Below are 13,174 nucleotides of genomic sequence, written 5' to 3' on the forward strand. Positions count from 1 at the left end.
TCAAATCCCTTACGGGCGAGGCAAGATCTTGCCCCTTGCCGAGCCATTTCCCGCCTGTATGCTGACGTTCCTGGGGGACGCGGAGGTGTCTCCATACCCAGGAGGAAAGGGCGTCTACGAGCCGTGGACAGCGAGTTCCCCGCCCAATCGGACGCCGCGGACGAGGATCCGTTCCCGGCGTCGAAGGTCCAGGAGCAACTCTTCCTCGCACAGCAGACCGTGGGTGACGCACCGACCTTTCACATCCCGTGCTTCTGGGAAGTCCGGGGACCGGTCGACATCCGTGCACTCCGGAATGCCGTGACCGCCGTGCTCGCACGGCACGAGGCACTGCGCACCACTTTCCGCATTCACGAACAGGGACTCCTCCAGGTCGTCCATCCGGAACCCAGGCTGGAATGGCGCCTGGCCACCTGCCGGGACGCGGAGGAGCGCGAACAGCGGATGGCGCACGCCGCCCGCGCCCCCTTCGACCTGGAACGCGGCCCGCTGGTCCGGGCCGGTGTGCTCAGCTGCGCCGACGGCAGCCACGTGGTGGCGCTCTGCTGCCACCACGCCGTCTTCGACGGCTGGTCGGCCAAGCTGGTGCGCGACGAACTGATCGCCCACTACCGGGCGTTCACCACCGGCACCGAGCCCGACCTGCCCGAGGTCGAGTACCAGTACGGCGACTACTCGCTCTGGCACGACGAGTGGCTGGAGAGCCCGGCCGGCGAACGCGCCCGGCGCGCCTGGGTCGAACTGCTCGCCGGCGAACTCCCCGTGCTGGAACTGCCGGGGGACGTCCGGCCGACCCACCGCGCCACCGGCCGCACCACCGCCGCCGACCGGGAGGCCGCCGCCACCGCCCCCGGCGGCACCGCCGACCTCCCGCTGCCCGGCCCGGCCGTCGAACGGCTCGCCGCGCTCGCGACCGAGCAGCGCACCACGCTGTTCACCGTCCTGCTGGCGGCCTACGACCTGCTGCTCGCGGACCGCACCGGCCTGCGCGACGTCATCGTGGGCACCCCCGCGCTCAACCGCAGCCGGACCGAGTTCCAGCGGACCGTCGGCTGCTTCGTCAACATGGTCGCGGTCCGCACCGACCTCGACGGCCCGCGCACCTTCCGCGAGTTGGTGGAACGGGTGCGCACCGCCGTGCTGCGCGCCCAGGACCTCCAGGCGGTGCCCTTCGAGACGGTGGTCAAGGACGTCCGGCCGACCCGGCACCAGGACCACTCGCCGGTCTTCCAGGTCGCCTTCACCGTCGGCGAGGACTTCTTCGAGCCGGTCCGGGCCGGGGAGTTGGAGTTCCGGCCGGTCGAGGTGCCGTCGGTCACCGCCAAGTACCAGCTCGCCCTCCAGGTCAACCGCACCCCGGACGGCGCGGTCGCCGAGTTCGAGTACCGGGCCGACCGCTTCTCGCCCGGGTGGATCGCCGACTTCGGCGCCCGCTACGCCCGGGTGCTGGAGCTGGCCGCCGAGCAGCCGGACCGCCCGCTGACCGACTTCCTCGGCTCCGACACCGCGTCGACTGCCGCCGAACTGACCTCTTCCGCAAGCGATTTCACCGAGACCAACACCGAGATCAACCCCGAGACCGAGGCCGCCTCCGCTCAGCCCGAGGCCGCCCCCGCCGACACCGCCCCGCGCGACGAGACCGAGCGGGTGCTCACCGAGGTCTGGGCCGAGGTGCTGGGCCGCCCCGCCGTCGGCATCGACGACAACTTCTTCGAGCTCGGCGGCGACTCCATCAGCAGCGTGCAGATCGTCGCCCGGGCCGGCGCCCGCGGCCTCGGCTTCCGGGTCCGCGACCTGCTCCGCAACCAGACCGTGCGCGAGCTGGCCCCGCTGGTGCGGGCCACCGAGCCCGCCGGCGCCGGCACGCCCGCCACCGGACCGTTCGACCTGGTGGCGGCCGAGGACCGGCCCCGGCTGCCCGCCGACGCCGTCGCCGCGTACCCGCTGACCGCCCTGCAGTCCGGCATGCTCTACCGCAGCGGCCAGCAGGCGCACACCGCGATGTACCACGACGTGCTGGTGAGCCGGCTGCGGGTGGCCTTCTCCGCCGCGGCCTGGCGCACCGCCGTCGCCCGACTGCTGGAGCGCCACGAGCTGTTGCGCACCTCCTTCGCGCCCGGCGGCTTCACCGAACCGCTCCAGGTGGTGCACGCCCGGATCGCCCACCCGCCGGTCAGCTTCGAGGACCTGCGCGGGCTGCCGGAGGCGGAGCAGCGGGCCCTGATCGACCAGCGCACCGACTGGGAGGGCCGCGACCTCTTCGACTGGGAGCGCCCGCCGCTGATCCGCTACCACCTCGCCCGGCTGGCCGAGGACGAGGTCCAGCTGTGGACGGTGGTCCACCACGCCGTGATCGACGGCTGGAGCGAGCGGATCCTGTTCGGCGAGCTGCTCTCGCTCTACCTCGCCGCGCTCGCCGACGGCCCGGCCGCCCTGCCGCCGCCGCCCCGCGCCCACTACCGCTCCTTCGTCGCCCTGGAGCGCGCCGCCGTCCGCGACCCGCAGCAACTCGCCTTCTGGCAGGCGCAGCTGGACGGCCTGGCGCTCGGCTCCGTGCCGGCCGCCCCGGGCACCGGCGTACCGGACATGACGGTGGTGCCGCGCGAGCTGCCCGCCGAACTGTCCGCCGGGCTCGGCGTGCTGGCCGCCCGCCTGCAGGTCCCGGTGCGGATCGTGCTGCTCACCGCGCACCTGCGGGTGATCGCACTGCTGACCGGCTCCGAGGACGTGGTCTCCGGCGCGGTCTACAACGGCCGGATCGCCGAGCCGGACGGGGACCGGGTGGTCGGGCTGTTCCTGAACACCCTCCCGGTGCGCTGCCGGGTGGCCGCCGAGAGCTGGTCCGCGCTGATCCGGCAGGTCGCCGCCACGGACCTCGCGATCCAGCCGCACCGCCGCTTCCCGATGCCGGAGCTGCGCGGCCGGGTGGCCGGCGCGGCCTCCTTCGAGACCTTCTTCAACTACACCCACTTCCGCAACGAGTCGGACGTCCCGACCGACGAGGTGGAGGTGCTGGACGAGTACAGCCACACCCCCACCGACTTCCTGCTCGGCTCGGAGTTCTACCGCGACACCTCGACCGACCTGATCGGCCTCGGCCTGCGCTACGACGCCGACCGGATCGCCGCGGCCGACGCCGACCGGTACTTCGGCTACCACGTGGCCGTGCTCCGGGCCATGCTGGCCGACCCGGCCGCCTCCCCCACCGCCACCCCGCTGCTGGCCCCGGCCGAACTCGCCGAACTGGACGGGTGGAACCGGACGGAGCGCGACCGCCCCGGCCCGCACCTGCTGCACGAGGCGATCACCCGCCGGGCCGCCGAGCGGCCCGAGGCCCCCGCTGTGCTGTTCCGCGACCGGGTGCTGGACTACGCCGAACTGGACGGCCGGGCCGACGCCCTGGCGCACCGGCTGGCCGCCCTCGGCGTCCGGCCCGGCGACCACGTCGGGATCGTCCAGGAGCGCTCCCCGGAGCTGGTGGTCTCGCTGCTCGCCGTGCTCAAGGCCGGCGGCGCGTACGTCCCGCTGGACCCGGCCGACCCGGCCGGGCGCACCGCCGCCCTGCTGGCCGAGTCCGGCTGCCGGGTGGTGCTCACCGCCGCCGGCACCGAGGGCTTCGAACTGCCCGACGTCCGGGTCGAGTTCGTCCCGGACGACCTCGCGCCCGGCGCCGCGCCCCCCGAGGTCGGGGTGCGGCCCGGCGACCCGGCGTACGTCATCCACACCTCCGGCTCCACCGGCCGCCCCAAGGCCGTGGTGGTCTCCCACCGGGCGATCGCCAACCGGCTGGACTGGATGCAGGAGGAGTTCCGGCTGACCGCCGAGGACCGGGTGCTGCAGAAGACGCCGTACACCTTCGACGTCTCGGTCTGGGAGTTCTTCTGGCCGCTGCGCGAGGGCGCCGCGCTGGTCGTCGCCGAGCCCGGCGGCCACTGGGACCCGGGCTACCTCGAACAGGTGCTGGCCCGGCAGTCCGTCACCGTGGCGCACTTCGTCCCCTCGATGCTGCGGGCCTTCCTGGACGCCGCCGACCTGTCCGCCGCCACCGCGCTGCGCCAGGTCGTGTGCAGCGGCGAGGCGCTGCCGGCCGAACTCCAGCGGGACTTCCTGGACCGCTCCAAGGCCGCCCTGGCGAACCTGTACGGCCCCACCGAGGCGGCCGTCGACGTGACGTACTGGCACTGCGTGCGCGAGGACGCGGACACCGTGCCGATCGGCCGGCCGATCGCCAACACCCGGATCCACCTGCTCGACCCGGCCGGCCACCCCGTCCCGGTCGGCGTCACCGGCGAGCTGCACATCGGCGGCGTCGGCCTGGCCGACGGCTACCACGGCCGCCCGGACCTCACCGCCGAGCGCTTCGTCGAGCACACCTGGCCGGACGGCGGCACCGAACGCCTCTACCGCACCGGCGACCTCGCCCGGCGCCGCCCGGACGGCGCGATCGAGTACCTGGGGCGCGGCGACGCCCAGGTGAAGGTCCGCGGCATGCGGGTCGAGCCCGGCGAGGTCGAGGCCGTGCTGTCCGCGCACCCGGACTGCGGCTCGGCCGCGGTGACCTTCGACGGCGAGCGGCTGATCGGCTACTACACCGCCCGGCCCGGCGCCGGGCTGCCGCCCGCGGAGCTGCGCCGGCACGCCGAGCGCCTGCTGCCCGGGCACATGGTGCCCGCGCTCTGGGAGCCGCTCGCCGAGCTGCCGCTGACCGTCAGCGGCAAGGTCGACCGCAAGCGGCTGCCGGCCCCCGGCCGGGCCGCCCGCAGCGCCGCGCCCGCCCGTCCGCTCGACCCGGCCGAGGCCCTGGTCGCGGCCGCCTGGACGGACGTGCTGGGCACCGCGGACTTCGGCGCCGACGAGGGCTTCTTCCAGGTCGGCGGGCACTCGCTGGCCGCCGTCCGGCTGATCGGGCGGCTGCGCCGGGACTTCGACCGCCGGCTGGGCGTCGCCGAGCTGTTCACCCACGACACGGTGGAACGCCTGGCGGCCCTGCTGACCGCGCCAGCACCGGCCGCGGCCGGGAACGGCTGGGAGGTGCTGGCGCTGCGCCCCGGCCCCGCCGAGCCGCTGTGGCTGTTCCCCCCGGTCGGCGGCAGCGCCCTGGGCTACCTGGCCCTGGCCGGCGCCCTCGACCCGCGGCTGGCCGTGTCCGGGCTGGACTGCGCCGAGCCGGTCGGGAGCACCGTCGAGGAGATGGCCGCGGCCGCCGTGGCCCGGATCGTCCGGGACCACCCGGCCGGGCCGGTCCACCTGGCGGGCTGGTCCTTCGGCGCGGTGCTGGCCTTCGAGGCCGCGGGCCTGCTGACCACGGCCGGGCGGGAGGTGACGCTCTGCATGGTCGACGCCGCCTTCCCCGCGCCCGGACAGCTCGACGCACTGGACGACGACCGGACCACCGAGGCGCTGCTCCAGGACACCCTGGCCCTCACCGGTGCCCCGCCGGACGAGTCCGGCAGCGAGGCCTGGCAGGCGCGCCACCGCGTCTTCGCCGCCAACCTGCGGGCGCACCACGCCTACCGGCCGCGCCGCCACCCCGGCGACGTGGTCTACCTGGAGAGCCGGGACGGCCGGGCCCTGGGCAGCGCCGAGGCCTGGCGCGCGGTGGTGGCCGGCGGGTTCCGGCTGCACCGCCTCGACACCGACCACTACGGCCTGGTCCGGCAGCCGCACGTACGGGCCGTCGCGGACGTCCTCGGCGCCGCCGCGCTCGGCGGCTGACCGGCACCACCCCCGGCACCACCGCCCCACCACCGAATCGACGGGAACAAGGAGTTCACGGCGCCATGCAGACCGACGCGGGCAAATGGCTGTTCCGCCCCCCATCCGAGGACGCCCCGGCACGGATCTTCCTCTTCCCGTACTCGGGCACCGGCGCGTCGATGTACCGCGCCTGGCCCGAGCGGATCGGCGAGGTCGAGGTGTGCCTGGTGCAGCTGCCCGCGCGGGAGAACCGCCTGCGCGAGCCGCACCCGGTCACCTACCAGAACCTGGCCACCGCCGCCGCCGCGGCGCTGGCCCCGCTGGTGGACCGCCCGACCGGCTTCTTCGGGCACTGCGGCGGCGCGCTCTCCGCCTTCGCCACCGCGCTCGAACTGGAGCGGGTCCACGGCAAGGAGCTGACCGCGCTCTTCATGTCCTCCCAACTCGCCCCCGACGAGGACCCGTTCGGCCGCTGGCTGTGGCTGGAGCGGGACGACCTCGCGGTCGAGCTGAACGTCCTCGCCGAGGCGGCCGGGACCAGGATGGACCCGGACTTCCTCGACGTGGCCCTGGACGTGCTGGAGGAGGACCTCGCCGCCCAGCGCCGCTACCGGCTGGACGCCCCCGAGCCGCTCGGCTGCGCCGTGCACGCGGTCGGCTGGCAGCACGACGTGGAGATCCGCCCGGAACAGCTCGGCGGCTGGAGCCGGTACGTCCCGGCGGCCCGGCACCACGCGCACCTCCTGGACGGCGGCCACCACGCCTTCCTCGCCGCCCCGCAACCGCTGCTGGACCTGATGGGCCGCGCGATGACCTCGGAAGGACCCGCGGCATGAAGCTCAACGGACTGTGGGACCACGCGGACTTCCGCAGACTCTGGGCCGGCCAGACGCTCTCCATGCTGGGCACCAACATGGTGGCGGTGGCCGTCCCGCTGATCGCCGCGGTCAGCCTGGGCGCCTCGGTGTTCCAGATGGGCCTGCTGCTGGCCACCGAGTTCCTGCCCTACCTGCTGATCAGCCTGTTCGTCGGGGTCTGGCTGGACCGGCGGCCGAAGAAGATGATCATCGTGGCGGCGGACGCCGTCCGCTCGCTGATCCTGCTCTCCGTCCCGCTGCTGTCCTGGGCGGACCTGCTGAGCGTCCCGCTGCTGCTGGTGGTGGTGTTCGGCACCGGCGCCTGCAGCACCGTCTCGGACATCGGCAACGCCTCCATCCTGCCCGCCCTGGTCGAGCGCGAGGACCTGGTCGAGGGCAACAGCAAGCTGGAGATGAGCAGTTCGGTCTCCAACATCGGCGGCCGGACCTTCGGCGGCCTGCTGGTGCAGCTGCTCACCGGCCCGGTGGTCATCATGGTCAACGTCTTCGCCTTCGGGCTGGCGGCGGCCTGCACCCTGCGCATCCGCAAGAAGGAGCCGGTGCCGGAGCGCCCGGCCGACGGCCCGCCGTCCTCGATGTGGAAGGAGATCGGCGAGGGCCTCTCCTTCATCTTCGGCAACGCGACCCTGCGCACCCTGGTGCTGGTCACCTTCCTGATCAACTTCTCCGCCATCGCGATCGACCCGGTGTTCCTGGTGTTCATCACCCGCACCCTGGACCTGCCCGGCATCCTGGTCGGCGCACTGCTGGCCGGCACCGGCGTGGGCTCGCTGATGGGCGCCCTGTTCGCGGCCCGGCTGGGCAAGCTGCTGCCCTTCGGCCGGATGGTGGTCTGGTGCACCGTGGCGATGACCGGCGTCGAACTGGTCATCCCCGCCGCGACGGTGATGCCCACCGCCGTCGCCTTCGCGATGCTGATGTTCGTCCAGGTCGCCTACGCCGTGCTGGTGATCGCCAGCGCCGTCAACATCCGCAGCTACCGCTCGGCGATCACCCCGGACGCCATGCAGGGCCGGATGAACGCCTCCACCCGGATGATCGTGATGGCCGGCACGCCGTTCGGCGCCATGGCCGGCGGCGGGCTCGGCACCTGGCTGGGCACCCAGTGGGCGATCGTGGTCTGCGCCGGCGGCATCGGCATCGCCGCCGTCCTGCTGGCGCTCTCCCCGGTCCGCAGGGCCACCGGCATCCCCACCGAGCTCCCCGCCCCGGCCCCCGCCGCCGCCTGACCCCTCGTCGGACCGCAGTGCCCGGCACCCGTACGCCCCCACGACCAGGAAGGCCAGGAAGTCTCGTGAACGACACCGACGCGGTCGGCCGCGCCACGCTGGACGCCGTCTTCGCCCAGGCGCTGGTGGAGGAGGCGGGCTCCGCCGCCGCCCCCGCGACCGCCGCCGTCCCGGCCCCCCGCCAGGGCGACGGGCGGGAGCCCGCGTCGCTGGCGCAGAAGCGGCTCTGGTTCCTGGAGCAGCTGAACGGCCCCAACAGCACCTACAACGTCCCGTTCCGGCTCCGGCTGGTCGGCGAGCTCGACACCGGGGCGCTGCGGCTGGCCGTCGGCGACCTGGTGGCCCGGCACGAGGGGCTGCGCACCACCTTCGCCGGCGACGAGGACGAGGTCTTCCAGCTGCTCCTCGATCCGGACGAACTGCCGTGGGAGCAGCGGGACCTGACCGAGCTCGGCGAGCCGGCCGTGGTCGCGCTGATCGAGGAGGAGAGCCGGCTCCCGTTCGCCCTGGCCGGCCGGCCGCTGTTCCGGGCGAAGCTGATCCGCTCCGGTGCGGAAGGGGCGGCGCCGGTCCACCACCTCGCCGTCACCATGCACCACGCGATCACCGACGGCTGGTCGGAGGGGCTGTTCTTCCGGGAGCTGGGCGCCTGCTACACCGAACGGGTCGGCGGCCCGGCGGCCGGCCTGGCGCCGCTGCCGGTGCGCTACGCCGACTACTCGGCCTGGGAGGCCGAGCCGGCCACGGTGGAGCTCTACCGCGGCCAGCTGGCCTTCTGGCGCGAGCAGTTGGCCCGGCTGCCGGAGGAGGCCGGGATCCCGGCCGACCTGCCGAGGCCGGTGCTGCTCAGCGGCGAGGGCGCCAGCGTCACGGTGCCCGTCCCGGCCGACCTCCAGCGGCGGCTGGCCGCCTGGGGCGCCGGGCACGAGGCCTCGCTGTTCGCCACCGCGGTGACGGTGCTCGCCGCGCTGCTGCACCGCTACAACGGCGAGGAGCGGGTGGTCGTCGGGGTGCCGGTGGCCAACCGGCCGCAGGCCGAGTGGGAGCCGGTGATCGGCTACTTCGCCAACACCCTGGCCGTGCCGGTGGACCTCGCCGGCGATCCGACCCTGCGCCAACTGCTCGGCCAGGTGCGGACGGTGGCGGCGGAGGCGCTGTCGAACCAGAACGTGCCGTTCGACCGGGTGGTGGAGGCGCTCGGCGTGGTCCGGGACCCGTCCCGCAACCCGGTGTTCCAGGTGATGTGCAGCGTCAACCAGGTGGTGCCGCCGCCGCAGCTGCCGGGCCTGGCGGTGGAGATCGTCGAGATGCGCAACGACTCCGCCAAGTTCGACCTGGAGCTCGCGGTGAGCTACACCGCGGACGAGGTCGGCTTTACCTTCGACTACGCCACCGACCTGTTCGAGCGGGAGACGGTGGAGCGGCTCGCCGCCGACTACCTGGTCCTGCTGGAGGCCTTCCTGGCCGAGGGCGCGGCGAGCGTCGGCGCGGTGGCGCTGAGCGCCCACGGCCCCACCGAGGCGGACGGCGCCGAGGCGGAGGTCCGCGACCGCTACGGCAACCGGGCGCCCACCGGGGTGTACGGCGAGCTGCTGCTGGCCGGTGAGCCGAGCGGGCGCCGGGCCCGGGTGCTGGCCGACGGCCGGATCGAGGACGCCGTCGAGGCGCCGCAGCGGGCCGCGGGCGCCCGGCCGGCCACCGACGGCTCCGCCGCCCCCGCGACCGCCACCGAGCGGGCGCTGGCCGCGATCTGGTCCCGGCTGCTGGGCACCGAGCAGGTCGGCCGGGACACCGACTTCCTGCGCGACGGCGGGGACTCGCTCCTGGCCACCCGGCTGGTCGCCCGGATCCGCCGGCAGTGGTCGGTCAAGCTGTCCGTCCGCCACGTCCTCAAGACCCCGGTCCTCGCCGACCTGGCCAAGCTGCTGGACGAGGCCGCCGCCGCCCCCGCCGAGACCTCCGCCCGCAGTGCGATCCCGGCCGCCACCGGGCCCCGGCCCGAGCTGCTGCCGCTTTCGATGGCCCAGCGCGGGATCTGGATCGTCAACCGACTGGGGCAGCAACAGGCCTTCTACCACATGCCGTTGGCGGTGCGGATCGAGGGCGAGCTGGACCTCGCCGTGCTCGCCGCCGCCGCCGCGGACCTCGGCCGCCGGCACGAGATCCTGCGGACGGTCTTCCCCGCCGACGCGGGCGCGCCGCGCCAGTCGGTGCAGCCGCCCGAGGCCGTCGCCGAGGTGGTCCGGGCGAGCGCCATCCACCCGAACGGCCTCCAGCAGGCCCTGCGGGACGCCCTGGAGACCCCGTTCGACCTGACCACCGAAGTCCCGCTGCGGCTGCACGTGTTCAGCACCGGCCCGCGCTCCCACGTGCTGCTGGTGGACGTCCACCACATCGCCTGCGACGGCCTCTCGCTCGCCCCGCTCTGCCGCGACCTGGCCACCGCCTACACCGCCCGGGCCGCCGGCCGGGCCCCCGGCTGGCACGAACTCCCGATCCAGTACGCCGACTTCGCCCTCTGGCAGGCGCAGCAGCTGGGCCGGGCCGAGGACCCGGGCAGCCCCTTCGGCCGGAGCCTGGAGTTCTGGACCAAGACCCTGGCCGGGCTCCCCGAGGAGCTCGCCCTGCCCGGGGCGCGCCCGCGCCCGGCCGCGCCGACCTTCCGCGGCCTGCCCACCCGGGTGGAGGCCGGCCCCGAGCTGTACCGGCGGATCACCGCCGCCGCCCACGAGCACGGCGCCAGCGTCTTCATCGTGCTCCAGGCCGCGCTCGCCGCGATGCTCACCCGCCTCGGCGCCGGCACCGACATCCCGCTCGGCACCCCCACCGCGGGGCGCTCCGACCAGGCGCTGGACGACCTGATCGGCTGCTTCATCAACACCGCCGTGCTGCGCGCCGACACCTCCGGCGACCCGAGCTTCCGCACCCTGATCGCCCGGGTGCGGGAGACCAACCTGGCCGCGCACGACCACATGGACCTGCCCTTCGACGAGATCGTCACCGCCCTCAACCCGCCCCGCCGGCACGGCCGCAACCCGCTGTTCCAGGTGATGGCCAGCCTCAACGGCGAGCCCGAGCCGGTCCCGGCGCTCGGCGGACTGCCCACCGAGCCCTTCGACCTCGGCACCCCCGCCACCCCGTTCGACATCACCGTGGAACTGACCGAGGACCGCGCCCGCGCGACCATCGGCGGCGTGCTCACGGTCAGCGCCGACCTCTTCGACGAGGCCGCCGGGGCCGCCCTGGCCCAGCGGCTGCTGCTCGCCCTGGAGACCGCCACCGCGCAGCCCGACCTGCCGCTCTCGCACTGGGAGCTGCTGCTCCCCGGCGAGCGCGAGGCCGTCCTCGGCAACTGGAGCACCGGCCTGCCCGGGCCCGGCGCGGCCACCTTCGCCGAGCTGTTCGAGCAGGCGGTGGCGGCCGCGCCGGACGCCCCCGCGCTGGAGACCGACGACCTCACCCTGAGCTACGCCGAGCTGGACGAGCAGGCCAACCGGCTGGCCGCCGAACTGCTCGCCCGCGGCGTCGGACCGGAGAGCACCGTCGCCCTCGCGCTGCCCCGCAGCGGGGAGCTGGTGCTCGCCGTGCTGGCCGTCGCCAAGGCGGGCGGCGCCTTCCTGCCGCTGGACGTCCGGTTCCCGGTCGAGCGGCTGTCCTTCATCCTCGCGAACGCCGGGGCCGCGCTGGTGGTCACCGACGAGGACGGCGCCGCCGCACTGCCGGCCGACGCCCCGCCGGCCCTGCTGCTGGACGACCCCGACCTGCTGGACGCGCTCGGCGAGCGCTCCGGCGAGCGCCCGGCCACCACCCCGGTGCACCCGGCGAACGCCGCGTACGTGCTGTACACCTCCGGGTCCACCGGGCAGCCCAAGGGCGTCGTGGTCACCCACGCCGGGCTGGCCCCGCTCGCCGAGCAGCTGCACCGCGCCGTCCTGCTGCCCGAGACGGCCGCCGCGGCGGCGGGCGGCGAGCAGCCCCGGATGCTCCAGCAGGTGTCCCCCACCTTCGACATGTACGTGATGGAACTCCTGATGGCCTTCCGCTCCCGGGCCGTCCTGGTGGTGGCGCCCCCGCACCCGGTGCTCGGCGAGGAGCTGGCCGTCCTGCTCGGACAGCGGCGGATCAGCCACGCCGTGCTGACCCCGACGGCGCTGGCCGCCCTGCCCGCCCGCGACTACCCCGCGCTGCGCGCGATCGTCAGCGGCGGCGAGGCGATCGGCCCCGAGCTGGTGGCCCAGTGGGGGCGCGAGCACCGGCTGCACAACGCCTACGGGCCGACCGAGACCACCGTGCTCGGCACCCTGTCCGGCCCGCTGCGCCCGCAGGCCGCGCCGCCGCTCGGCGAACCGATCACCGACTCCCGGCTGTTCGTCCTGGACGCGGCGCTGCGCCCCGTCCCGCCGGGCGTCACCGGCGAGCTGTACCTCGCCGGGGCGAGCCTGGCCCGCGGCTACCTGGGCCGCCCCGACCTCACCGCGGACCGCTTCCTGCCCTGCCCGTACGGCGCGCCCGGCGAGCGGATGTACCGCACCGGCGACCTGGCCCGGTGGACGGCCGACGGCGAGCTGCACTACCTGGGCCGCGGCGACGGGCAGGTGAAGATCCGCGGGGTGCGGATCGAGCTCGGCGAGATCGAGTCCGTCCTCGGGGCGCACCGCAAGGTCGCCAACGCGGCCGTGGTGGTGGACCGTTCGGCGGTCTCCGGGCCGCGTCTGGTCGCCTTCGTCTCCCCGGCGGACCCGGCCGACCCGGCCGCCCGGCCCACCCCGGCCGAACTGCGGGCGCACTGCACCCGCTCGCTGCCCCGGGCCCTGACGCCGGCCCGGTTCGTGGTGCTCGGCGCGATGCCCACGCTGCCCTCCGGCAAGACCGACCGCAAGGCGCTGCGGGTCCCGCCGGAGGAGGGCGCCGAGGGCCACCGCACCCCGCCGGGCACCGCCACCGAACGGGCGCTGGCCGCGATCTGGCAGCAGCTGTTCGAGACCGGGCGGATCGGGATCGAGGACGACTTCTTCGTCCTCGGCGGCCACTCGCTGGCGGCGATCCGGATGCTCGCCGAGATCCACCGCGACCTCGGGGTCGAACTGCCGCTGAGCGCCTGCTTCGAGCACCCGACGATCGCGGCGCTGGCGGCCCTGGTCGACCGGACGCCGAAGCCGGACGCCGCCGAGGAGCCGGCCGTGGTGCGCCGGCGCCGCCCGGGCCCGCGGCCCACGCCCGGGGCCTGAACCACGACGGGAGGGCCCGCGGGCGCTGTGCGGTCCGCCGGCCCACCCTCGTAAGCCGAGTACGAGTACGCCGACGCCGCGTAAGCCGATTCCGGGGACGCCGCCGACTGGTACTGCCGCGACTGGGGCGCGACCACGACCG

4 protein-coding genes are annotated in these 13,174 nt (G+C 75.0%); all 4 read left to right on the plus strand.

What is annotated here, in order from left to right:
- Positions 1-123: 123 nt before the first annotated feature.
- Positions 124-5,715 carry an amino acid adenylation domain-containing protein gene (locus ACFXPX_RS27165; RefSeq protein ID WP_380643777.1) on the plus strand — a complete coding sequence of 1,864 codons (5,592 nt, stop codon included), beginning with the start codon at positions 124-126 and terminating at the stop codon, positions 5,713-5,715.
- Positions 5,716-5,780: 65 nt separating this feature from the next.
- The gene (locus tag ACFXPX_RS27170; RefSeq protein ID WP_380530108.1) at positions 5,781-6,533 is read left to right on the plus strand and encodes a thioesterase II family protein; all 753 of its coding nucleotides are present in this window, start codon (positions 5,781-5,783) and stop codon (positions 6,531-6,533) included.
- Positions 6,530-7,804 carry an MFS transporter gene (locus ACFXPX_RS27175; protein WP_375890533.1) on the plus strand — a complete coding sequence of 425 codons (1,275 nt, stop codon included), beginning with the start codon at positions 6,530-6,532 and terminating at the stop codon, positions 7,802-7,804. Before ACFXPX_RS27170 ends, ACFXPX_RS27175 begins: the two co-directional genes overlap by 4 nt.
- 65 nt (positions 7,805-7,869) lie before the next feature.
- Entirely contained in the window at positions 7,870-13,032 is a 5,163-nt protein-coding gene (locus ACFXPX_RS27180; protein WP_380643779.1) for an amino acid adenylation domain-containing protein, read from the plus strand.
- Positions 13,033-13,174: the final 142 nt, after the last annotated feature.

It is taken from the genome of Kitasatospora sp. NPDC059146 (assembly GCF_042786665.1).
Taxonomy (GTDB): domain Bacteria; phylum Actinomycetota; class Actinomycetes; order Streptomycetales; family Streptomycetaceae; genus Kitasatospora.